Annotated in this window: 24 protein-coding genes; 13 read left to right on the forward strand and 11 right to left on the reverse strand. The window is 69.5% G+C overall.

Translation table 11 applies throughout. The features are described 5' to 3' along the window. The first annotated feature begins 40 nt into the window (after nt 1–40). Entirely contained in the window at nt 41–1,270 is a 1,230-nt protein-coding gene (locus tag ACIRRA_RS10240; protein WP_402765667.1) for an FAD-dependent monooxygenase, read from the forward strand. A gap of 5 nt (nt 1,271–1,275) precedes the next feature. Here the strand turns inward: ACIRRA_RS10240 and ACIRRA_RS10245 are convergent, their stop codons facing one another. Next, a complete protein-coding gene (locus ACIRRA_RS10245; protein WP_402765669.1) occupies nt 1,276–2,142 on the reverse strand; it encodes an alpha/beta fold hydrolase in 867 nt (288 codons plus the stop codon). Between the two features lie 86 nt (nt 2,143–2,228). On the opposite strand from ACIRRA_RS10245, the gene ACIRRA_RS10250 reads away from it, so the two are divergent. Beyond that, nucleotides 2,229–2,720 (forward strand): PQQ-binding-like beta-propeller repeat protein, encoded by a 492-nt coding sequence (locus tag ACIRRA_RS10250; protein ID WP_402765672.1) that lies wholly within the window; start codon nt 2,229–2,231, stop codon nt 2,718–2,720. A 329-nt stretch (nt 2,721–3,049) separates the two neighbouring features. Here the strand turns inward: ACIRRA_RS10250 and ACIRRA_RS10255 are convergent, their stop codons facing one another. Together ACIRRA_RS10255 and ACIRRA_RS10260 are read right to left on the reverse strand one after the other, a co-directional pair. Further along, a complete protein-coding gene (locus tag ACIRRA_RS10255; protein ID WP_402765674.1) occupies nt 3,050–4,426 on the reverse strand; it encodes a hypothetical protein in 1,377 nt (458 codons plus the stop codon). 214 nt (nt 4,427–4,640) lie between these two features. Then, nucleotides 4,641–6,107, reverse strand: a complete 1,467-nt coding sequence (locus tag ACIRRA_RS10260) for an FAD-dependent monooxygenase (protein ID WP_402765677.1) — start codon at nt 6,105–6,107, stop codon at nt 4,641–4,643. 80 nt (nt 6,108–6,187) lie between these two features. On the opposite strand from ACIRRA_RS10260, the gene ACIRRA_RS10265 reads away from it, so the two are divergent. Next, complete coding sequence (locus ACIRRA_RS10265) at nt 6,188–6,796, forward strand: TetR/AcrR family transcriptional regulator (protein ID WP_402765679.1); 609 nt, start codon at nt 6,188–6,190, stop codon at nt 6,794–6,796. Nucleotides 6,797–6,804: 8 nt separating this feature from the next. Here ACIRRA_RS10265 and ACIRRA_RS10270 read toward each other — a convergent pair whose 3' ends face one another. Continuing rightward, a complete protein-coding gene (locus ACIRRA_RS10270; RefSeq protein WP_402765682.1) occupies nt 6,805–7,770 on the reverse strand; it encodes a quinone oxidoreductase family protein in 966 nt (321 codons plus the stop codon). A gap of 107 nt (nt 7,771–7,877) precedes the next feature. On the opposite strand from ACIRRA_RS10270, the gene ACIRRA_RS10275 reads away from it, so the two are divergent. Beyond that, entirely contained in the window at nt 7,878–8,228 is a 351-nt protein-coding gene (locus ACIRRA_RS10275) for a hypothetical protein (RefSeq protein WP_402765685.1), read from the forward strand. 53 nt (nt 8,229–8,281) lie between these two features. Next, on the forward strand, nt 8,282–8,980 hold the full coding sequence (locus ACIRRA_RS10280; protein ID WP_402765688.1) for a GntR family transcriptional regulator: 699 nt from the start codon (nt 8,282–8,284) through the stop codon (nt 8,978–8,980). An 84-nt stretch (nt 8,981–9,064) separates the two neighbouring features. Here the strand turns inward: ACIRRA_RS10280 and ACIRRA_RS10285 are convergent, their stop codons facing one another. Both ACIRRA_RS10285 and ACIRRA_RS10290 read right to left on the reverse strand, forming a co-directional pair. After that, nucleotides 9,065–9,514, reverse strand: a complete 450-nt coding sequence (locus ACIRRA_RS10285; RefSeq protein ID WP_402765690.1) for a PTS glucose transporter subunit IIA — start codon at nt 9,512–9,514, stop codon at nt 9,065–9,067. A 5-nt stretch (nt 9,515–9,519) separates the two neighbouring features. Beyond that, nucleotides 9,520–9,750 (reverse strand): PTS glucose/sucrose transporter subunit IIB, encoded by a 231-nt coding sequence (locus ACIRRA_RS10290; protein ID WP_354846627.1) that lies wholly within the window; start codon nt 9,748–9,750, stop codon nt 9,520–9,522. Nucleotides 9,751–9,875: 125 nt separating this feature from the next. Between ACIRRA_RS10290 and ACIRRA_RS10295 the strand changes: the two genes are divergently transcribed. From ACIRRA_RS10295 to nagB, 5 genes are read left to right on the forward strand one after another with little or no spacing between them, the layout of a single operon-like run. Then, nucleotides 9,876–11,159 (forward strand): PTS transporter subunit EIIC, encoded by a 1,284-nt coding sequence (locus tag ACIRRA_RS10295; protein ID WP_402765693.1) that lies wholly within the window; start codon nt 9,876–9,878, stop codon nt 11,157–11,159. Further along, complete coding sequence (locus ACIRRA_RS10300; RefSeq protein ID WP_402765696.1) at nt 11,156–11,419, forward strand: HPr family phosphocarrier protein; 264 nt, start codon at nt 11,156–11,158, stop codon at nt 11,417–11,419. The genes ACIRRA_RS10295 and ACIRRA_RS10300 overlap by 4 nt, the downstream gene beginning before the upstream one ends. Next, on the forward strand, nt 11,409–13,064 hold the full coding sequence (gene ptsP / locus ACIRRA_RS10305; protein WP_402765699.1) for a phosphoenolpyruvate--protein phosphotransferase: 1,656 nt from the start codon (nt 11,409–11,411) through the stop codon (nt 13,062–13,064). The genes ACIRRA_RS10300 and ptsP overlap by 11 nt, the downstream gene beginning before the upstream one ends. After that, nucleotides 13,061–14,227: an N-acetylglucosamine-6-phosphate deacetylase gene (locus ACIRRA_RS10310; protein WP_402765702.1), complete on the forward strand. Its 1,167-nt coding sequence runs from the start codon at nt 13,061–13,063 to the stop codon at nt 14,225–14,227. Before ptsP ends, ACIRRA_RS10310 begins: the two co-directional genes overlap by 4 nt. Continuing rightward, nucleotides 14,215–14,997, forward strand: a complete 783-nt coding sequence (gene nagB / locus ACIRRA_RS10315) for a glucosamine-6-phosphate deaminase (protein WP_402765705.1) — start codon at nt 14,215–14,217, stop codon at nt 14,995–14,997. The genes ACIRRA_RS10310 and nagB overlap by 13 nt, the downstream gene beginning before the upstream one ends. A gap of 126 nt (nt 14,998–15,123) precedes the next feature. On the opposite strand, the gene ACIRRA_RS10320 is transcribed toward nagB, so the two are convergent. Next, on the reverse strand, nt 15,124–16,032 hold the full coding sequence (locus ACIRRA_RS10320) for a sigma-70 family RNA polymerase sigma factor (RefSeq protein WP_402765707.1): 909 nt from the start codon (nt 16,030–16,032) through the stop codon (nt 15,124–15,126). A gap of 170 nt (nt 16,033–16,202) precedes the next feature. Here ACIRRA_RS10320 and ACIRRA_RS10325 point away from each other — a divergent pair, with 170 nt between their 5' ends. Together ACIRRA_RS10325 and ACIRRA_RS10330 are read left to right on the forward strand one after the other, a co-directional pair. Continuing rightward, the gene (locus ACIRRA_RS10325) at nt 16,203–16,727 is read left to right on the forward strand and encodes a cupin domain-containing protein (protein ID WP_402765710.1); all 525 of its coding nucleotides are present in this window, start codon (nt 16,203–16,205) and stop codon (nt 16,725–16,727) included. 7 nt (nt 16,728–16,734) lie between these two features. Beyond that, the gene (locus tag ACIRRA_RS10330; RefSeq protein WP_402765713.1) at nt 16,735–17,607 is read left to right on the forward strand and encodes a class I SAM-dependent methyltransferase; all 873 of its coding nucleotides are present in this window, start codon (nt 16,735–16,737) and stop codon (nt 17,605–17,607) included. A 6-nt stretch (nt 17,608–17,613) separates the two neighbouring features. Here the strand turns inward: ACIRRA_RS10330 and ACIRRA_RS10335 are convergent, their stop codons facing one another. The 3 genes from ACIRRA_RS10335 to ACIRRA_RS10345 form a co-directional block, all read right to left on the reverse strand. After that, nucleotides 17,614–18,000, reverse strand: coding sequence for a hypothetical protein (locus ACIRRA_RS10335; RefSeq protein WP_402765716.1), 387 nt, complete (start codon nt 17,998–18,000; stop codon nt 17,614–17,616). A 446-nt stretch (nt 18,001–18,446) separates the two neighbouring features. Then, the gene (locus ACIRRA_RS10340; RefSeq protein WP_402765718.1) at nt 18,447–19,301 is read right to left on the reverse strand and encodes a DUF1152 domain-containing protein; all 855 of its coding nucleotides are present in this window, start codon (nt 19,299–19,301) and stop codon (nt 18,447–18,449) included. A gap of 463 nt (nt 19,302–19,764) precedes the next feature. Further along, nucleotides 19,765–20,580 carry an alpha/beta fold hydrolase gene (locus ACIRRA_RS10345; protein WP_402765721.1) on the reverse strand — a complete coding sequence of 272 codons (816 nt, stop codon included), beginning with the start codon at nt 20,578–20,580 and terminating at the stop codon, nt 19,765–19,767. Between the two features lie 173 nt (nt 20,581–20,753). Here ACIRRA_RS10345 and ACIRRA_RS10350 point away from each other — a divergent pair, with 173 nt between their 5' ends. Continuing rightward, complete coding sequence (locus ACIRRA_RS10350) at nt 20,754–21,302, forward strand: TetR/AcrR family transcriptional regulator (RefSeq protein ID WP_402765723.1); 549 nt, start codon at nt 20,754–20,756, stop codon at nt 21,300–21,302. A 255-nt stretch (nt 21,303–21,557) separates the two neighbouring features. Here ACIRRA_RS10350 and ACIRRA_RS10355 read toward each other — a convergent pair whose 3' ends face one another. Further along, entirely contained in the window at nt 21,558–22,535 is a 978-nt protein-coding gene (locus tag ACIRRA_RS10355; RefSeq protein WP_402765725.1) for a heme A synthase, read from the reverse strand. Between the last annotated feature and the right edge of the window lie 44 nt (nt 22,536–22,579).

A 22,579-nucleotide genomic window follows, 5' to 3' on the forward strand; every position in this document is an offset into this window, starting at 1 on the left:
CGTCGGCTTCATGCGAAAGCATTGTGAGGGAGGGTTCGGCATGTCTCGGTCGGTTCGAATTCTGGTGTGTGGCGGCGGGATCGCGGGGAACGCGGTTGCGTTGCAGCTGTTGCGGGGCGGGATGGCCGTCACCGTCGTGGAGCGGGCGCCGGTCCCGCGGCCGGGCGGGCAGGCCGTCGACCTGCGCGGGCCCAGCCGCAAGGTGGCCGAGCGGATGGGTCTGATGCCCGGGATCCGCCGGCGGCAGCTCCACGAGCTGGGGATGGTGTTCGTCGATGAGGCAGGACGGCAGCGGTCCCGGATGCCGGCGGAGATGTTCGGCGGTCAGGGGTTCGTCGCCGATATCGAGATCGCCCGCGGCGAGCTCAATCAGGTGCTGCTCGACGAGATCGCCGGTCTGCCCGCGGAATCCGGTGCCCTCGACTATCGATACGGGGAATGGGTCGAGGGGCTGGAGCAGGACGGCGACGGGGTGAAGGTCCGGTTCGCCTCCGGCGCGGCGGACGAGTTCGATGTCGTGATCGGCGCGGACGGCCTGCATTCGGCCCTGCGGGAACGGGTGTTCGGCCCGGAGGAGCGGTACTGCGAGTATCTCGGGGCCTACATCGCCTTCTTCACCATTCCGACGCCGCCGGGTACCGGTCTGGAAACCGGATGGGTCGGGGTCCTGCCGGTGCCGGGCAGCATGGTCGCACTACGGCCCGATCCGGATCCGGCGACCTCGATGGCCATCTTCTCCACCCGGGTACCCGCCGATCCCGCCCTGCGCGGGAATATCACGGTGCAGCAGAACCTGATTCGCGAACGGTTGACCGGTCACGGCTGGGTGATTCCGGCGATTCTGGACCCCATGCCCGCGGCGCCGGACTTCTACTTCGACGAGGTGACCCGGGTCCGGATGCCGCGCTGGTCACAGGACCGGGTGGTGCTGCTCGGCGACGCCGCCTACTGCGGATCGCCGATGACCGGTATGGGCACCGCGCTCGCACTGATCGGCGCGTATCTGCTCGCGGGTGAACTCCTCGGCACGCCTGCGGATTTCGAGCGGGCCTTCGATCGATACGAGCAGATCCTGCGGCCGCTGGTGGCCGAGGTGCAGAAGGGCACCGAGACATCGGTGCGGCTCCGCCATCCCGAGACCCGTCGCGGCGTCGCGATCATGCAGACCCTGATGCGGGTGCTGGTGTCGCGACCGTTGCACCCGGCGCGCGCCCTGCTCACCCGTCTGATCGGCAAGCAGGGCGAATATCCGCTACCGGACTATGCCTGAGCCTGTCAGCTCTCGTCGAGGACCTCGCGCAGTCGCTCGGCGAAGGCCTCCGGCTGTCCCGGGTACCCGCCGTCGGGACCGGTGAATCCGCCGTGGTGACTGGGGAATACGACCGGGCTGCTGCCCAGGACGGCCGCGGTGGCCTCGGCGGTGCGTCCGGTGAAGACGCCCTTGGACTCCTCGCCGACGGCGATCAGCACCCGCGTGCTCGCGGCCTGCAGCGCCGCGACATCGGGGGCATAGTCGGTCACCGCCCAGGAGGCCTCCGACAGCAGCGGGTCGTCGCGGGTGCCGTCGTCGATGGTGGGCATGCCGAACATGGCCGGATCGGCCGGCGGCTGGGCGAAGTAGGCGTCGGTGAGCTCGCCCTGCCAGGACGTCCAGGCGATGAACGCCGCCATGCCCGCGAAGGATCCCTTGGCCTGGTACGCGTCGCGGACCGCGGCGCGGGCGCGCTCGGCGGCCGCCGCGTCGGGCAGCACCGGGATCATCGGCGGCTCGTGCGCCACCAGTGTGGCGACATCGTCCGGATGCGCGGTGACCAGGGCCAGCGCGGTGACCGCGCCGCCGCTGCTGGCGAACAGGTCCACCGGACCCACGCCGAGCGCGGTGAGCAGCGCGTGCACATCTTCGGCCTGCACGGTCGGTGAATTGTCGGTACGCCCGTCCTTGCGGACGCTCCGGCCGAGTCCGCGCGGATCGTAGGTGATCACGGTCCGCTCCGGGAAATACGAAGCCAGCGTGGCGAATCCGTCGGCGGTCATGGGCTGGCCGATCATCATGAGCGGCCGGTGCGGGCTCGCGGACGGCGCGGGTCCCAGCAGGTCGTAGGCGAGATCGACTTCGGTCGTTTCGAGGATGTGTTCGGTCATATCGGTAGAGACGGTACCGCGCGGCGGAATTCATCGGTGCCTCCTCGACGGTGTGTCACGATGGCGGAGCACAGCCGGGCCGACGAATGAGCGGTGATGATGGCGTACGGAATTCGGAACACGATGACAGCGCTGGGGCTCTGCTGAGTGCTCCTGTCTGTGACCGGGTGCGGCGGTCCGGCCACGCAGCCCCCGGCGACCACTACACCCCCGGCGGACACCACCGTGACCTCGATGGCGCCGTCTACGGTCAGCCGATCGTGGCCGGAGGCACGGTCTTCGCCGCCACCGAGAACGATTCGGTCTACGCGATCGCCGACGGCGACGGTCTACGCGATCGCCGACGGCGACGTCCGGTGGCGCACCGACTTTTTCGCACCAGCGAACTGGGCCCAGGACATCGCCGCCGACCGCGATCTGGGCAGCATGAACCCGGCGCCGGTGGAGGGCCGCCTCGTCATGGCCGGGAGATCCGGCGACGGTTACCTTCTCGATCGCGCGCACCTGGGCGGAATCTCCTCGGCCGCACCGGCTTTCACCGTTTGTCGCGCCTTCGGCCCGGCCGCGGTCGCGAGTGATGTGGCCTACCTGCCATGTGCCAACGGCACCATGGCGATTCGCGTGACCGCGACGGACGCTGCCACGGTACTGTGGCGCACCACCGCTCCCGCGAACGGCCCGCTCGTGGTCGCCGCCGGACGCGTCCGGACGACCGATTGGCACGCCGGCACGCTCTACGCCCTCAACCCTGCCATCGGAAAAGCGCTCGCCCAGTACGGAACCGGGCCGCTTCCGCACTTCGCCACCCCCGCGGTCGGAAACGGCGTGCTCATCCTCGGCACCACGGCCGGCGTGCAGACCTTCCGGCTTCCCCGGCCCCGCACCGGATTCCGGGGCGGGGGAGCGGTCAGTTGCAGGGCTGCAACGGGAAACAGGCGGGCGCGATGGTGGTCGACGGCAGTGTCGGGTCGACCGAATGTGTCGAGGTGGTCGCCTGGACGACTGCGGAGTGCGGCGGCTGCTGTTTGCTGGGCGTCGGCGTGGTCCGGCCCGTGCAGGCGATGGCGATCACCAGGATGATCACCGCCAGTACCAGGCCGCCGATGATCGGCAGATCCTTGCGCCGCTTCTTCCCGGTCCCGCTGGTGGCCTGCCGCTCGTTCCACAGCGGGAACCTCTCGCGTTCCTGCGACGGACCGGAAGCACCAGGCTGCGGCCAGGATTGGGGGCCCGGCCCGAAACCCGGCGGCGCGGGTTGACGCGGCTGCGGGGGTTGCCCGAACTGCGGTGCACCGGGCGGTGCGGGCAGGGGCTGGGTCGGTGCGGTCGGTGTCGGCCGCCCGGCCGGGGCCGCGCCCGGGATCGGTGTCGGAGGCGGTGGCGTGCCCCGGCTCGGCGCCTGTGGCTCGGACCTGCCCGCCAGCGCGCGGTAGGCCCGCTCGGCCACGCTCGCCGAGGTAGCACCCGCGATCGCGGCCGCGGCGGCACTGCCCCGGCCGGTGCGGGGCGTCGGATCCTGCTGTACGACAGGACGATCACCCCCACCCGCCGATTCGGCAGCGGGTCCCGGCTCGGGCGCGCCCGCGCCCTCGGCGGGGTGGACGGGCACCGACGGAACCGACGGCACCATCACCTCGGTCGGCCGGTTCGCGAACGGCAGCGGAGCGTCCCGTGCCGAGTCCGGCACGGGGAATCCCTCCGACACCAGATCGGAATAGGTTGCGGCGGCGGCGAACCCGAGCGCCCCCAGCACCTGCCCGACCTGTCCCGCATCCCACGACGCCGGGGCGCCCTCGGCGAGCGTGGTGAAATAGGCGCGCAGCGAGGACGGCCCGTCGCCGATCAGTACGTCGATGCCGGTGGGCAGCGCGCCCTTCTCCAGCTTCACGCGACTGCCCAGCTGCGGCACCAGCAGCACCAGCCCACTGACCGGCACATGCTCGCGTCCGGGCGCGGAGCGCAATTGCCCGGCGAGATCCACGGTCTGGCGGCGCACCCGCTCCAGCGGATCGGCGTCCCCGTCGATGGGTGCGGGCTTGCCGTCCACGGTCCACGGCTGATCCTGCGCGCATGCCAGGGTCCCGGTCACCCGCTCGGTGAACCCGTGCACACCGACCACCACACAGGTCTGCGGCGTCCACACCACCACATCGGCGTCCTGGCACTGCACCACGGCGATACCGGGTACGGCGTGCGGTCCGCTCCAGGATTTGAGCCAGTTCACCACGGTGCGTTCGGTACTCGACAGCCGCGACGGGTCGTCGTTACGGACCTTCACCAACATCCCAGAACCACCTCTGACCGATGCGCCTCTACCTGCCGGCCGCCCGAACCCTCGCCGCGACCACCATACGGGGTCGCGGCACCCTCGTGTGGCCGAAAATGTACAGTCACATCGAATCGTCTTGCGCGGCAGCATGATCATTCTGCACCGTGGGCCCCGGACTCGGGATCCCAGGGGCTTCGGCCGGTTACGCCCGGAATGTGAACTCCGGCAGCTACCGCTCGGTAGGCGTGCTGCGCGATCCGACATACCCGTCGGGGCGGACGACCACCCAGCTGCCGTCGGCCGCGTCGTAGGCCCGCCGCGCGTCCCCCGCGGCGTCGGTGAATTCACCATTGCCGGAGGCGGATTCCGGCCGGACCACGCGCACGGTCCGCCGGTCTGTCGCGGGGGATCCGGCCTGATCGGCCGTCGTGTCCGGGCCGAACAGCAGCAGCGTGGCATGGGGGCCGCGGAACAGGTCGAACAGCCGCACGGTCTTGCCGTTGGCATCGACCAGGGGTGCGTCGGGGGCGCGATCACCGGCCCGGAGCCCCGTCGCGTCGTCGCCGGTCTCCCGGTAGCCGATGTCGAGCTGATGGGTGCCCTCGCGATCCATGGCATCCGGATCGCCCTTCACGGTCTTGTCGAGCAACTCACTGCTCAACCCGAGGATCCGCGCGGCCACGGTGCGGCGCTCGGTCTCGTAGCTGTCCAGTAGCGCCTCGCTCGCGGGCCCCGGATGACGCAGCGCGGCTTCGAGTTTCCAGCCGAGGTTGTAGGCGTCCTGCACGCCGGTGTTGAGCCCCTGCCCGCCGGTCGGCGGATGCACGTGCGCGGCGTCTCCGGCCAGGAACACCCGGCCCGACCGATACCGCTGTGCGAGACGGACATTCGGCCGCCACACCGTCGACCAGGTCAGGTCGCTCAGGATGATGTCGTCACGGCGGGAACGCCGCGTGAGATGGTCCTGCAGATCCGCCAGCTCGGTGCCGGACTCGGTGGTCAGGCCGGTCGCGAACTGGAACTTTCGCCCACCCGGCAGCGGCATCAGCGCGATGCCGTCCATGGGGGAGGAGGTGTCGGCGAACCAGTACCCGACCGAGTGATCGAGCGCATCCGCGCACACGTCGCCCAACAGCATGCGGATCGACTCGTCGGTGGTGCCCTCGAACGGAATCCCCAGCGTCTTGCGCACGATGCTGCGGCCGCCGTCCGCTCCGACGAGATAGCCGGCCCGCACGGTCTCGGTCGCACCCGCGTGCTCGAGGATCACGGTCACTCCGTCGGCGTCCGCATTGAAATCGACCACGGCCGTGGCGGTTTCGACGCGTACCCCGAACTCGGCCAGTCGCTCGCGCAACACCCGCTCGGTATCGGCCTGGGCCAGCACCCACGGATTCGGGTGCGGCACCGCGGATGCGGGCTCCCGCCAGGCGCTCATCCGCCGCTCCATCACGAACTGCCCGTCCAGGTGCACCAGCAGCGGCGCCTGCGGCATGCCCTGTGCGAGCACCGCGTCGAGCACCCCGAGATCGTCGAACACCTCGAGGGTGCGCGGCTGCAGCCCGTCCCCGCGCGACCCGGCGAAGAACTCCTCGGCCTTGTCGACAATGCGGACCCCGATGCCGCGACGCGCCAGATCGATGGCGAGGGCGAGCCCGGTCGGACCAGCTCCCGCGACGAGGACCTGCGGATTCATGACAACTCCAATACTGAATCAAAATTCACTGAATGTAGATTCAGTATTCTGGGTGGTACCTTCCGCTGTCAAGGAGGTGGATGGTGGCAGCCCGCCGCAGTGCGAAGTCGGCCGAGACCGAACAGGCGCTCAAGCACGCCGCCCGGCAGCTGTTCGCCGACCGCGGCTACCTCAATACCAAGATCACCGACATCACCGCGGCCGCCGGCCGGGCCGCGGGCTCGTTCTACAACCACTTCGCGAGCAAGGAGGAGCTGCTCCAGTCGCTGCTGAAAGACCTTGCCGAGGAGAGCGACACCTCCGCCGAGGACCCGGCGCACACCGCCGACTTCACCGATCCGGAGTCGGTGCGCTACCACATCGCGAGCTACTGGTCCTTCGCCCGCACGAACTGGCCGGTCCTGCGCGCCGTCCAGCAGGCGGCCCTGGTCAATGACGACTTCGCCCGCATCGCAGCGCGTTTCGCCACCGAGCAGCGCGACGAGGTGGCCGACCACCTCGACGGCTTCGCCCCCGCCGGCCTGCGCCTACCCGGCTCGGCCGACGCCAGCCTGGCCATGATGTTCCTCGCGGCCACCGGCCTGTTGCAGGCGGTGGAGGAGGGCGGCCTGGGGCTCACCGACGAGCAGGCCGTGGACGCCCTCACCCGATTCGTCTACCGCGGCCTCACCGGCCGCGATCTCGGCTGACGAAAACCTCAGGGCACCAACACGATCGAACCGGTGGTCCGGCGCCCCTCGAGATCCCGGTGCGCCTGCTCGGCCTGCGCGAGCGGATAACTGCCGCCGATCCGGATGTGCAGCGTTCCGTCGGCGATCGCGTTCATGATGTCGCCTGCGCGCCACAGCAATTCGGCGTGATCCCGGGTGTAGTGCGCCAGCGTCGGACGGGTCACGAACAGTGAGCCCAGCGGATTGAGTCGCTGCAGATCGAACGGCGGCACCGGCCCGCTGGCCGCGCCGAACAACGCCACCGTGCCGCGAATCCGGGTGGCCGCCAGGCTGGACTCGAAGGTGGACGCGCCCACGCCGTCATAGGCCGCGGCCACGCCCGCTCCGTCGGTCAGCTCCCGCACCCGCGCCGCGATGTCCTCGTCATAGCGCAGCACCTCGGCCGCCCCGGCGTCCCGGGACAGCTTCTCCTTGTCGTCGGTCGACACCGTGGTGATCACCCGGACCCCGCGCGCCGCCAGCAGCTGCGTCAGGATCAGCCCGACACCGCCGGCTCCGGCGTGCACCAGCACGCTCTCGCCCGGCTCGGGCCTGTAGATGGACTCGATCAGATAGTGCGCTGTCATGCCCTGCAACAGCGCCGACGCCGCGACGGGCGCGCCCACCCCGTCCGGCACCGGAATCGCCACGGCCGCAGGCACGACCACCTGCTCGGCGTAACCGGCCGGTGCGGCCGCCCACGCCACCCGATCCCCGACCCGGAACTCGGTGACCTCGGGCCCGACCGCGGTGACCACACCGGTGCCCTCGGATCCCGGAATGTAGGGCACCGCCTGCGGGTACCGCCCGGTCCGAATGTAGGTGTCGATGAAGTTGATTCCGCTCGCCTGCGTCCGTACCAGCAACTGCCCGCGCCCGGCCTGCGGGTCCGGCACCTCCACGTACCGCAGGACTTCGGGACCGCCGTGCTCGGAAACCTGGATGGCGCGCATGGAATCAGTCTTACATCGCCGCGGACACGCGGTGCGCGGCGGCTCGCGGAGTGTGAGATGTGCGGCGGTTCATGGACGCTGAATTACCCGTGGGTAAACTGCAGCGCATGAGCGCTACCGCCGCCCCGGCATCCGAGAAGCTGTCGCCGTCCGTCGTGGATTCCGTGAAGGGATTCGTCGCCGAGCACGGCGGTTCCGCGACCGCGGTGCTGCAGCCCATCGGCCGCGTCGGCGTCCGCATCACCCTGGTCGGCGCGGACGGCACCCTGGGCGACCGCGTCGTCGGGTCCATGGCGGCCGCCAAGTCCCTCGTGGAGACCGTGAACGGCCTGTCCGAGACCGAGGAGTGGGACCGCGAGCTCATCTCCAAGGTCACCCCGGCGCAGGGCCACTGGGCCAAGATGGCAGGCTGGGTCGCACACCAGAAGCGATTCCCCAAGGCGCGCAACGAGAAGTGACCGCGCCCGCAGCCGGCGGGGGCGGAAAGGACCGGATCGACGTGTCAGGGCGCGTGACCAAGCAAGCGCAACTGCGTTCGGCGCTCACCACCCTGTGCGCGAATCTACGTCCCGGTGAAATGCTGCCCAGCGAACGCCAGTTGTGCGACGACTACCGCGTCAGCCGGATGACCGTGCGCGAGGTGCTGGGCCAGCTCGAATCCGAGGGCGTCATCACGCGCGTCCCCGGCAAGGGCACCTTCGTGGCCGAGCGGGTGGCCCGTTCCCGGCTGCACATGGCCTCGTTCACCGACGACATGCGCCGGCTGGGCCGCACCCCGAGCACGGTGGTACTGCACACCGATCATGCGGTGCCGCCGCCGGCCTCGGCGACCGCGCTGGGGCTGACCGCGAATAGCAAGGCGTACCACCTGGTTCGGCTGCGGCTGGCCGACGGACTGCCCATGTCCATCGACGACGGCTGGTACCGCGCCGATCTGCTGCCGGAGCTGCTGGATCACGAACTGACGCAGTCGCTCTACGCGCTGTTCTCCCGCGAGTACGACTGCCCGATCGACCGGGCCGAGCAGAGCGTGCGCGCGGTGGCCGCCGACGAGCGGCACGCGGGCTGGCTGGGCACCGAAACCGGTTCGCCGCTACTGGCTTTCGACCGGATCTCGTATTCGCGCGACCGGGCCGTGGAACACGCGCAGTCCTGGTACCGCGCGGATCGCTACCAGGTCTACATGACCGTCTCGGCCGAGGACGACTGACCGGCCTACCGGCAATGAATGAGCCGCCGCCCGATCGGGCAGCGGCTCAGTTCTTTTCCCGTCCTATGTGGAGTCTTTCGAGTCTCACATGGAGAACAACACCGAGCCCGCGGTGACCGGGCCGGTGAGGGCGTTCCGCGCCGATCCCGGGCTGCTGTCCATGACCACCACCGGCACGGCCGCGCTCAGGCCGAGGCGGCGAATGGCGTTGGGGGAGAAGGCGATCAGCGGATCACCCGCGGTGACCCGGTCGCCCTCGGCGGCCTTCACCTCGAAGAGGTCCGGCTTGCCGACGGTGTCGATGCCGACGTGCAGCAGCACGCCGGTGCCGTCGTCGGTGACGATGACCGCGGCGTGCGGGTGCAGCTTCACGATCGATCCGGTGACGGGGGCGACCACGGTGGTGGCGGCATCGGTGTCGAGGGGTTCGATGGCCACGCCCGCGCCCACCATCTCGGCCGAGAAGACCGGATCGGGGACTTCGGACAGGGGCATGGCGCGGCCGTCGAGCGGCGCCAGAATCTCGGTGCTCACGGCGGTCAGATCAGGTCGTTGATGTCTTCGGCCAGGGCGTCGGCGCTCGGTCCGACCACGACCTGAACCGCGTCACCCATCTTGACGACGCCATGTGCGCCGGCGGCCTTCAGTGCCTTCTCGTCGACGAGGTTCGCGTCCTTCACCTCGCAGCGTAGGCGGGTGATGCAGCCCTCCACCTCGACGATGTTGTCCGCGCCACCCAGTCCGGCGATGATCTGATCCACCTTCGACATTTTTCCTCCGTGCGTGTCGAGTAGACAAAGCTGGTTATAACCAGTATATGTCTGGTTATAACCAGTGACGCTAACTGATCGTGAACAGTACGCGTGACTCCATTCACAGACTGAGGACCACTTTCATGGCCGATGCCGTCGAGAGCTCCCGCAAGAAGCTCGATCTATCCGGACTGCAGAAACTCGGCCGCAGCTTGATGCTGCCGATCGCCACGCTACCCGCTGCCGGACTGTTGCTCCGGCTAGGACAGGACGACATGCTCGGCCGGTTCTCGCCGATGCGGTCCGTCGCCGCCGTGCTCGCCGGCGCGGGCGGCACCCTCATCGACAACTTGCCGCTGCTGTTCGCGGTCGGCATCGCCATCGGCTGGGCGAAGAAGGCCGACGGGTCCACCGCGCTCGCGGCGGTGGTCGGCTACCTCGCCTTCACCGGTGTCCTCAAGGCCATGTCACCGGTGGTGCTGGACGGCAGCTGCGGCCCGGTCCTGGGCTGGCTGTTCCGGGCGGCGCACTGGAACTGCCCGGTCGTCGACGTCGCAAAGGCCCCGGCCGCACAGCTCGTCAACTTCGGCGTCCTCGGCGGGATCGTGATGGGCCTGACCGCGGCCACGCTGTGGCAGCGCTTCCACCGCACCCAGCTACCCGACTACCTGGGCTTCTTCTCGGGCCGCCGGCTGGTGCCGATCCTGACCGCGTGTGCGGCCGTCGTGATCGGCGTGCTCATGTCGTTCATCTACCCCGCCTTCAATTCCGCGCTGACCTGGCTGGGCACCACCGTCGCCGACAACTCGGTCGTGGGCGGCGGCATCTTCGGCTTCGCCAACCGCATGCTGCTGCCGCTGGGCCTGCACCACATCATCAACTCGGTGGTGTGGTTCGTCATCGGCGACTACCACGGCGCGCACGGCGACATCCCGCGCTTCCTGGCCGGCGACCCCTCGGCCGGCACCTTCATGACCGGCTTCTTCCCGATCATGATGTTCGGCCTGCCCGCCGCGGCCATCGCCATCTGGCGCCACGCCCGCCCGGAGCACCGCAAGATGATCGGCGGCATCATGCTGTCCACCGGCCTGACCGCATTCCTGACCGGCATCACCGAACCGCTGGAGTTCTCATTCATCTTCGTGGCCTGGCCGCTGCTGGTGATCCACGCGTTCTTCACCGGTACCTCGCTGGCGCTCACCAATGCGCTCGGGATCCACGACGGGTTCACCTTCTCGGCCGGTGCCATCGACTATCTGCTGAACTTCGGCAAGGCCACCCATCCGTTGCTGCTGATCCCGATCGGACTCGGCTACGCGGCCCTGTACTACGTCACCTTCAGCTTCATCATCAAGCGCTGGAACCTGCCGACACCCGGGCGGGAGCCGGACGAGTCCGATTTCGAGAAGGAGAACATCGCAGCATGATCACCCGCACCGCCGTAGTCGCGTCCAGCACCGGACTGCACGCCCGGCCCGCTGCCCTGTTCGCCAAGGCCGCCGGGGAAGCCGGTGTCCCCGTGCAGATCTCGGTCGGCGGCAAGGACCCCGTCGCCGCCAACAGCCTGCTGCAGGTGATGACCCTCGGCGCCAAGCAGGGCGACACCGTCACCCTGCACGCCGAGGACGGCGCCGACGCGGCCCTCGATACGCTGGTCGCGATGCTGGAGACAGATCTTGACGCGTGAGGTGCGCGGTGTCGCCGCCGCCCCCGGGATCGCCGTCGGATCGGTGAAGTGGCTGGCGCCCGCGCCGGTCACCAGCCCGGACGACCCGCCAGGGAGCGACGTCGAGGCCGAAATCGCCCGCGCGGAGGCCGCTTTCGAGACGGTCGCCGGCCGGTATTCCGCGCAGGCTCTCGACGCGCAGGGCCCGGCGGCGGACATCCTGTTCATGACGTCGGCGCTGGCCGCGGATCCGGCACTGCTGGACCAGGTGCGCGCCGAGATCCGGGGCGGGACGCCGACCGCGCACTCGGTGACCGAGGCGGTGGCGCACTTCGGGGCGCAGCTGGCCGCGCTCGGCGGCATGATGGCCGAACGGGCCGCGGATCTGCGCGATGTGGGCCAGCGGGTGGTGGCCCAGTTGCTCGGGGTGGATCCGCCCGGGATCCCGGACAGTGCAACGCCTTTCGTGCTCGCCGCACAGGATCTGGCGCCCGCCGACACCGCGACGCTGGACCCGGAGCGGGTCATCGGGCTGCTCACGGTGGTGGGCGGGCCGACCTCGCACACCGCCATTCTGGCCAAGGCGCTGGGTATTCCGGCCGTGGTCGCCGCACCGGCCGCCGCCGGGATCGCCGAGGACACCGAAGTCGTGCTGGACGGCACGGCCGGCGTGGTCGAGGTCGAGCCGACCGCCGCGCGTCGCGAGGAAGTGCTCGCTCTGCGCGCTCGGCAGGTGGACACGCCGACCGGTCCGGGCTGTACCGCCGACGGCCACGCCGTACCGCTGCTGGCCAATGTCGGCTCCGCGGCCGATGCGCGGCTGGCGGTCGAACTCGGCGCCGAGGGCGTCGGCCTGTTCCGGACCGAATTCCTGTTCCTGGACCGCAAGTCGGCCCCGACGGTGGCCGAGCAGACCGAGCAGTACGCCGAGGTCTTCCGGGTCATGGGCGACCGGCCCGTCACGATCCGCACCCTCGATGCCGGATCCGACAAGCCGCTGCCGTTCCTCGACCTGCCGGACGAGGAGAACCCGGCGCTGGGCGTGCGCGGTCTGCGGTTGAGCAGCATCGATGAGGGGACGCTGCTCGACCAGCTCACGGCCATCGACACCGCGGCCAGGCAGACCGGCACGCCGGTTCAGGTCATGGCGCCGATGGTCGCCACCGCGGAGGAGGCGGGCTACTTCGCCGCCCGCGCCCGGGACGCCGGGATCGACACCTGCGGCATCATGGTCGAAATCCCCGCCGCCGCACTGCGTTCGGAGCAGCTCGGTGCGCAGGTGGACTTCTTCTCCATCGGCACCAACGATCTGTCGCAGTACCTGTTCGGCGCGGACCGCATGGCGGCGTCACTGGCGGCGCTGCACAATCCGTGGCAGCCCGCGCTGGCCGCGACCATCGCCTTGACGGTGACCGGCGCGGGTAAGCACGGCGTCAGGGTCGGCGTCTGCGGCGAATCCGCGTCGAACCCCGAATTCGCCTGTGTACTGGTGGGTCTCGGCGTCGAGACACTGTCCATGGCGCCGCGCTCGATCGGCGGCGTCCGGGCCCGGCTCGCCGAGGTCACCCTGCAGCAGTGCAGAGCGGCGGCGGCAGCGGTGCTCTCGGCCCGCACCGCCGACGACGCGCTCCAGGCCGCGCGCCGGGCATTGGGGCGAGACAAGTGACGACCACCCTGCGCGGCCGGGTCGTCACCCTCACCGAGGCGGGCGAGCTCGCCGACGGGGTGGTGTCGTTCGACGGGGCGCGCCTCGACTATGTGGGCCCGGCAACGGGATTCGGCGGCGACCTGCCGGAACCGGCGGACGAGCCGCCGGTCATCCTGCCGGGGCTGATCGACGTGCACTGTCACGGCGGCGGGGGATTCGGCTTCCCGGAAGCCGATCCCGAGGGCGTGGCCGCCGCGGCGAACTTCCACCGCGGCCGGGGCACCACGACGCTGCTCGCCTCACTCGTCTCCGCCACCGAGGCCGAACTGCGCGACCGCATCGACGTACTCGGCAAGGCCATCGACGACGGCCTGCTGGCGGGCATCCACCTCGAAGGCCCGTTCATCAGCGAGCACCGGCGCGGGGCCCACGATCCCGATCGGATCATCGCCGGTGATCCGGCGCTGCTGGAACGGCTCCTCGACTACGCGGGCGGTCGCATCGTGTCGGTGACCGTGGCCCCGGAAACGGCGAACTTCGACGCACTCGCGGACGTGCTCGCCGACGCGAATGTGATTCTCTCCCTGGGACACACCGCCGCCGACTACGCGCAGTCCGTGCACGCCATGCGCCGCGGGCGGCGGGTGTCCATCACGCACCTGTTCAATGCCATGCCCGAGCTGGCGCACCGCGACGCCAACTTCCTCACCGCCGCCATGGCCGCGGCGGGACGCGGGGATGTGGTGGCCGAGGTCATCGGCGACGGCGTGCACCTGGCCGACGGCACCGTGCGCATGGTCTTCGACACCATCGGCCCCGACAATCTCGCCCTCATCACCGACGCCATGGCCGCCGCCGGGCAGCCCGACGGGCGCTATCAGCTCGGCAGCCTGGATGTCGTGGTGCGGGAAGGCATCTCGCGCATCTACGATCCGGACCGGGAGGGCGCCATCGCCGGCGGTACCGCCACCGCCGCGGAAGTGTTGCGCCGCACCGTCTTCCACGCGGGCGTCGAGCTCACCGCGGCGGCCACCGCCGCGTGCGCCACCCCGGCGCGCCTGCTCGGCATGGCCGACGACATCGGCGCGCTGGCTCCGGGGATGCGCGCAGACATCCTGGTCGCCGACCACCACCTCAACCCCGTGACCGTGTACAAGGATGGAGCGCCATGGAACTCGTGATCACCGACAACGCGGCCGAGGCGGGCGTGCTGGCCGGCCGTATCATGGCCGACCACGTGCGCCGGGGCGCTCGCGCCATCGGGCTGGCCACGGGCTCCTCACCGCTGGGCGCGTACCGGGAGCTCATCCGGCAGTATCGCGAGGAGGGCCTGAGTTTCGCGGGCGTGCAGGCGTTCCTGCTCGACGAGTACATCGGCCTGCCGCCGGGACATCCGCAGTCCTACCGGCAGTTCATCCGTGACGAGTTCACCTCGCACGTCGACTTCGCCGACACCGACGTCCACAGCCCCGACGGCAATGCCGCCGATATCCCGGCGGCCGCGGCCGCTTACGAACGTGCCATCGCCGAGAACGGACCCATCGCCGTGCAGATCCTCGGCATCGGCGCGAACGGGCACATCGGCTTCAACGAGCCGGGCTCCTCGCTGCGCTCGCGCACCCGGGTCAAGACCCTGACCCCGACGACCCGCGAGGACAACGCTCGCTTCTTCGACGACGACCTGGATCAGGTGCCCACCCACGTCCTCACCCAGGGCCTCGGAACCATCGGCGACGCCGGCCATCTGCTCATGATCGCCACCGGTGCGGGCAAGGCGGAGGCCGTCGCCGCCGCGGTGGAGGGCCCGCTCTCCGCGTTCTGCCCGGCGTCGATCCTGCAGATGCACCCGCACGCCACCGTCATCGTGGACCCGGAGGCGGCGACACGCCTGCAGGCAGCCGACTACTACCGGTTCGCGGTGGCGAACAAGCCCTCCTGGCAGAGCTTCTGACGGCGTAATGCCGGTGCAGCACGCCTTTCGCGCACCCCGTCCGCGGTGATCCGGAAAAGCCTGTGCGGGTTCGTGATCGAGCAGCTCGACGCAGTCCGGTCACATGCTCGGCTGTCTGGCGTGCCATCAGGTGATCCGGGATAGCTTGTGCGGGTTGGTGATCGAGTAGATCGTCTGGATTCGGGTACCGGCCGGGTCCAGGTCGACGACGACGGCCGCCAGCGGGCTCTCGTCGGAGAACACCAGGACGCAGGGGTCTTCGGCCACCCAGCGGTAGCGAATGGCTAGGTGCCCGGCGGGGGGGTCGGCGGCCACGGCCATGAAGACCGCGGCGACCCGGTCGCGGCCGTGGACGGGTTCCAGGCTCTGGGCTCGGCCCACGCCGCCGCTGTCGGTCCACAGGGTGACGTCGGGGGCGAGGACCTCGAGCACGGTGGCGAGGTCACCACGCAGGGTGGCCTCGGCCAGGCGCTCGCTCAGTCCGGCCTGGAAGTGCTTGTCGCGCTGGCGAGGCCGGCGCTCGTGGATGTGCTTGCGGGCGCGGGAGGCGAGCTGGCGGATCGCGGTGGGGGAGCGGTCGAGCATGGCCGCGATCTCGGGGTGGCCGAAGCCGAACACATCGTGCAGGACGAAGACCGCGCGCTCCAGCGGGGACAGGGTTTCCAGGACCACGAGGACGGCCATGGACAGCGATTCCTTGCGTTCCACGACGCCGGACACCTCGTCTTCGGTGGTGACCAGCGGTTCGGGAAGCCAAGGGCCGACGTAGGTTTCGCGGCGTCTGCCGATCTCGGTGCGCCGCGCCAGGGCATGATTGGCGACCACCCGGACCAGGTAGGCGCGGGCATTGTCGACCGGTGCCGCCGCGGGGTCCCGGTGCCGTGCCGCCCACGCCAGCCACGCCTCCTGGAGCACGTCTTCGGTATCGGCGACGCTGCCGAGCATGTTGTATCCGACCGCGAACAGCAGTTCGCGGTAGTCGAGAAAGCGCGCGGTGACCTGGTCGGAGGCCGCGTGCGGTGGCTGTGCCGTCATGACTCGTCTCCCTTCTCTCGCCACCGAAGAGCCGGGCGGCCCGGAAACTGTGACATGGTGGCCCGGATCGTGTTCCGTGTCACCGAAGCCCGCGCCCATGTCACTGTTCGCGGTCACCGTGCCTCTGTGTTGTCGTCCGGGGAGGGTCCCCGGGGCCGAGGAGACCGACCATGACCACCACTCCCTCCGGCGCGGACCGCGCCCTGTTCATCCGGGCCGGCGAGGCCGAACAGCTGCCGGGCCTGGGCGTGCACCTGTACGCCGACCACGATATGACCGGCGGAAAGCTCAGCGCCAACCGCGCGGTCCTGCCCGCCGGCACCGACGGCCCGCCGCCGCACTTCCACACCACATCCGCGGAACTGTTCTTCCTGCTGGGCGGCACGCTGCGGGTGCTGGCCGGGGAGGAGATCCTCACCATGGGCGAGGGGGATTTCCTGCTGGTGCCGCCCGCCATGGTGCACGCCTGGGCCGCCTCCGCCGATTCGGCGGCCGATGTGTTGATCGTGTTCACGCCCGGCATCGAACGCTTCGAATACTTCCGGATGGGTGAGCGGCTCCGCCGCGGCGACGGCGATCCGCTCGAAATCCTGCGCACCCAGGAGCGTTTCGACAATCACTTCGTCGACAGCCCGCTCTGGCGCGAATCCCGGATCGATCGGGCGGCGGGCGAACTATGGCCGCCGCGCCGATAATGAACCCGTGACCGAGCGTGCAGCGAGCCGGACAGCGGTCCTGGTCTGCCAGGGCCGCGCCGTGGCGGACGGGCGAATGGGCATCGGGCGGTTCTCCGACCCGGTCGCGGTCGAATTATTGGTCGACGGCGAACGCGCACTGGTCGATCTCGTGCGCGCGGGCGCGGCGCCGAAAGGGGTCGGGGCGCGGATGGAGTACGAATTGCTCTCCGCCACTTCGGAAGTGCTGGCGGCCCGCACGGTCGCCATCGACGATGCGGTGCGGGAGAGTGCCCGTCCGCAGTTGGTGATTCTGGGCGCGGGGCTGGACGCGCGCGCCTGGCGCATGCCCGAATTGGCGGGAGTCGCCGTGTTCGAGGTGGATCATCCGGCGTCCCAGGCCGAGAAACGGGAACGGCTGGGGGAGCGGGAAGCCCTGGCGGACGTCCGTTTCGTCCCCGTCGATTTCGGTACGGACTCCCTCGGGGCCGCCCTCACCACGGCCGGCCACGACGAGACGCGGCCCACCACCTGGATCTGGGAGGGCGTCGTCCCCTATCTGACGCCTGCCGAGGTCGCCGAGACCGTCACCGAGGTGGCCAAGCACAGTGCCCCCGATAGCCGCCTGATCATCACCTACCCGACCCCCAATCGGGTGTACCACTACGGCCGCAAGGCCATGGAGCTGTTGCTGTCCGTCTCGGGCCGCACCAATCCGATGGCCGGCGAACCGCAGCGTTCGAGCTGGACCCCCGAGGCGATGGCCGCACTGCTAGCCGAGCACGGCTTCTCTGTCACAGCCGACCGCGACCTGCAATCGGTCGCGGTCGAGGCGGGAATCGAGGGCAAACGCACCTCCGTCCGCGCCGACGGTCACATCGTCATCGCCGATCGGCGCTGACCCTGCTCAGTTCAGCGTGACGACCCAGGAGCCGTTGCAGCCGCGGTTGGTGTCGCGGTTCGGATCGTAGTTCCACACCGTCTGCAGGTCCGAGTCCTTCTGAATGTTGAAATCACCCGTCGGCGACTGCACCGGCTGGCCGTTGTACAGCAGCAGGCTCAGGTCGTTCGGGTAGATCGTCCACGACCCGTTGTAGCCCGCCGGGTAGTTCATGGTCACCGTGGTGGTTCGGCCGGCGTGGTTCTGCACCACGATGCACGAATTCGGATGATTGGACTGTGCCTGGGCCGGTGCCGCGGCGAGCACGATGGCCGCCACTCCGACCGCGGCGGCGGCCACCGGTGCCGCTGCCTTCGCCACCAGACCCCGTCCGCCGTTGGGAACGTTCCACATGATGCCTGACCTCCGTTTGAATTCCACCGCCCGAATGGCTGATTGGATGAGACGAAGTTATCCACGGCACCCAGCGGGTTACTTATGAAATCCTTGTCGCCACGGCCCGGCGGTTGTCGTCCGCTTCCATCGGATCGGCAGTGATCAGGACCAGCCGCTGCCGCACCCCGGAGCGAGGTATCGGCATACCCGATCGCGATCTCGCGGGTCCGTTCTTCAGGATCCGTCAGGCATAGCCACATGGTCGTTCTGAGCTGAGCCGCAACGTGACTCGCGGGCAGGTCGAGTACGCCGACCTGCCTCCGGTGTCGGTGGGCGTGGCCTCGGTCGAGTGTCGGCCATCGTGGGCACACATCTCGATTCGAGCGCCGGCCATCGGCTCTACCAGACAATCGCCTGATGGCCATTGGCCGGTCGGCTGTTCTGGTGAACCGGGACGTCGATCGTCATACGGGGATCGTTCGGCGAGGCCGCAGGGGTGTGCGGTCGCGGAACGCTTCTATAGCCGCGGCAACTTCGAATGGTGTTGTGGCGTGCGCGATGTCGTCGCGGTAGAGCACCCGCTCGGCGACGGCATCCAGGTCGAATCCCCAGACCATCGACATGAGGGGATTGACGAAGAGTTCGGCACCCTTGGCGCGGGTGCGGGCCAGGCAGTGGTGATCACCGAATTCGCCGCGGGCGGCGTCGGTGACAGACGCGCAGACGATGCTCTCCTTACCCGGGGTGTGCTGCTGAACCCAGTCGACGGCCGCCAGCCAGGCATCGACGGCCGCGATGCCTGGCGTGAGAGCGAAGACGCCGTGATAAGCGCCGAGTCTGGCAAGTGCGGCAACGTTTTCCAGGAAATGCGCGTGGCAGACGCCATGGTGGGCATCGACGCCGAACCCGACGCAAATGGCCAGCTTGACGGACAGGTCGAGCGCCTGCGCCGCCAATAGGCTGGTCACATCCTCGACCGGTGTACCCAATCCGGCTTCATCACCGGTCATCAGCAGATCCGTACCCCCGTCGACCAACACCACCCCGTCCAGCCGGAGTTCGCGCGCCAACCACGCGTAGGCCGCCCGGACATCGGCGGGCCCACCCTTGCGAATCAGGAACACCCGACCCGGAAATCCGTGGTCACGCAACCACACCGCGAGGTGCTTCTCCGGAAAGTACGCGTCCGAACCCTCGGTCTCAGCATCGATTTCGAACAACCCCGGCCCGACCTGCCGGGCAGTGGTCCGCGTGACCGGTGTGAATGTGAGATTCGCCAGCACCACCGACTTGCCCTGCTCCTGCAGCGCGAACGCCATCGGCAATCCACTGAGGCACGTCGAACCCGCCCCCAGCTCCAGCGACCAGGACCCGCGAGCAATCCCGCAGTCGATGCAGTGCCGGTGTGTCGAACAGCGAGAGCGCACCCATCCGTCGAAGTATCCAGCACTTCCGCCGCCGGCGCCCGATCGCGCGGGCGGATCAGCCGACTGCCATACCCGAATTCGACTGTGCGACTCCGCTGCTCACCCATGAGCTCGCCTCCGAGGCCCAGAACTGCCAATTCACGGTGTCCGACTGGACGACGTCGGAGTTCTCGCCCGCGAAGTCCTCGAGCGCTTCATTCGCGCTGCCCCGCGGCGAACTATCCTGCCGACCGAATCCGCCAATCGGATCATCGATGCCGGACCATCAGACCACGGCAGAATCGGGGAGTCCTCACCGTCGCTACCCGGACAAATTCCGCGCCGAGAGCTCCCTGATCTTGGTGGGTGCCACACTTCATCTCGGTGACGGGTTGGCTCCCGGTGTCGCGTATGCGGATTTCATGAATGGGCGGACGATGTCCAGGAATTGCTCGGGGGCGGAGGAGAAGGGCAGGTGGCCGGTGGGGAGGACCTGCAACTCGGAGCCGGGGATCAGGGCGTGGGCTGTCCTGGCGTAGCGGAGGGGGAGGACCGGGTCGCGGCGGCCCCACACGATCAACGTCGGTGCCGCTATTTCTGTTGCGCGACTGGTGAGGTCGTAGCGGGGATCGTTGAAGCTGTGCCACAGAGCGGAGTAGGTGGCGCGACCGATCTCGGTGCCCGCCACGCGGATCGCGCGCTCCACGACGGCGTCGTCGTGCGGGCTCACGGGTTTCATGTAGTTGCGGATGCTGTGCGGCAACCAGCGGCGGGCCATCAGGTTGGAGCCGTAGAGGTTGCAGTAGGCCCGGGTCAGCGGCGTCTGCCGGACGAAGCCGCCGGTGTTGACGAGGACGAGCCCGGCGACGCGCGCGGGCTGCTCCAGCGCCAGGCGGGCGGCCGCGAATCCGCCCACCGAACTGCCGATGAACACCGCGGGATCCAGCTCCAATGTCGTGACAACCTCGGCGAGCGTGTCGGCGATCGCGGCGGCGGAGACGGTCGAATTCGGTTCGGACGCACCGTGTCCCGGCCAATCGATGGCGATCACCCGATGCTCCGCGGTCAGCGCCGGGAGGATCGGATCGAAGTCGCGGTGGTCGTGCAGGGTGGCGTGCAGCAGGACCACTGTGGGCCCCGTGCCGATGTCTTCGTAGGCCAGTCGTCCGGCCGACGTGCGCATGATGTGCATACGCAACAACCCTTCATTCGATTGTGGTGACCGAACGGTCGTTCACTGACCAGTCGGTCGGTCAAGTATGATGTGACCATACAATCGGTCCGAAACACACGCAAGGGGACGTCGAATCGCCTGTCACGCAACACAGGGCGAACCGGCACTGCCCCCGGTGAGGGTTGAATCTGATGAATCTGCGGGAGGATTCCGCCGCGCGCACCCGCGCCGCGCTCGTCGACAGCGGCCTGGTGCTGGCCGAGCGGCTGGGACTCGGCGGTGTCAGCGTGAACGTCCTGGTGGCCGAGCTCGGCGTCTCGAAAGGCACGTTCTTCCACCACTTCGGTACCCGCGCCAACTACCTGCTGGCCCTGCATCGCGAATTCCACGAGCGCCTGCAGGTCGAAATCGACTCCGCCACCGCCGGTCTCGCCCCGGGCCGGGACCGCCTCCTGGCCGGATCCACCGCCTACCTGAACGCCTGTCTGCGCGACCGCGGAGTCAAGGCTCTGCTGCTCGAAGTCCGGGCCGAACCCTTGATCGTGGACGAGGTCACGGCTCGCAACACCCACAACGCCGCGCTGATCGAACCCGATTTCAAGGTCCTGGGCTGGCCTCACCCGGAGGCAGGCGCCCGACTGTGGGTCGGCGTGGTCGCCGAAGCCGCCTTGCTGGAATTGCAGGCCGGCCATGAGCAGGGGTCGGTTCGAAGCGCCCTGTGGCAGTTCCTCCCCGCCTGACCCGCCTCCACGGCGGCGTCCAGGGCGCGCCCGACCCCCGCACGCGCAGCGGCCGACAACGGCCCTCCCGGCTGTCGCGCCCCAACATCACCGCAGGCCCCCACCTCGCAGACTGCTCCGGCGACCGCGACAGCAGCGGCAATCCGGCGAACGAGCCTCGTATGCTCCACTTCCGGCGCAACGGCCGCGAGCGCTCGGCCGGAATGTGCTGCTGCGCAGCCGGATTCGCCGCTCCCGACCCCGAGCCGGGTGGATTCAGGCGGCGGCCTTGTCGGCCGCTGCCGGGGCCGAGGTGGGGAGGGGTTCGCGGGTGCGCATGGCGGCCCAGAGGGCGGCGGTGGCGGCGGTGCAGGCGGCGGCGCCGCCGACGTGGACGGCGACCAGGGCGGCGGGCACGTGGGTGAAATACTGGACGATGCCGACCATGGCCTGGGAGCACACCAGGGAGATCACCAGGATCAGGCGGTTGCGGATGGTCTTGTTCATGCCGACCGCGGCCAGGCCGCAGGCGAGGCCGACGAGCAGGGCCAGGTACGCGACCAGAAGTTCGGCGTGCAGGTGGACCAGGGTGACGATCTCGACCTGCAGGCGTTGGACCGGCTTCTCGACGCTCTTGTCACCCGCGTGCGGGCCCGCGCCGGTGACCAGGGTGCCCGCGATCAGGGTCCCGGTGAGGGCCAGACCGGACAGGGCGGTCAGCAGCCGCAGCGGCTTGGGAACCTGGACCGTGTCGATGCCCTCGTCGGGTTCGCCGACCTTGGCCCACAGCAGCGTCGCCAGCCACACCATCAGCATGGATGCCAGCAGGTGCACAGCGACCGTCCACCACAGCAGCCCGGTGCGCACGGTGATACCGCCGATCACCGCCTGCAGTACGGTGCCGCCGGGCATCAGCCACGCGTACACCTGGACTTCGCGCCGCCGCCGCGCCCGGGTGACCGCGAGCACGATGGCCGCCGCGGCGAGCGACACCACGAAAGTCAGCATGCGGTTGCTGAATTCGACGACCTGGTGCACCACCGGCACCTCGGCCACCGCGGTCGGCACGAAGCTGCCGGGGAAGCACTGCGGCCAGGTGGGGCAGCCCAGGCCCGAGGCGGTGACGCGGACGACCGCGCCGGTCACCGAGATTCCGGCCTGGGACAGGATGACCAGGAAGGCGAGGAGTCGCTGCACCCGCAGGGAAGGCATCGGGAACAGGTCGGCAAGTCGCTGGAAGGCGCGAGACAGCACGCACCGATGGTAGCGGGGCCGCATTTCGCCCCGTCACCCGCCCT

This window comes from Nocardia sp. NPDC101769 (assembly GCF_044766925.1).
Lineage (GTDB): Bacteria > Actinomycetota > Actinomycetes > Mycobacteriales > Mycobacteriaceae > Nocardia.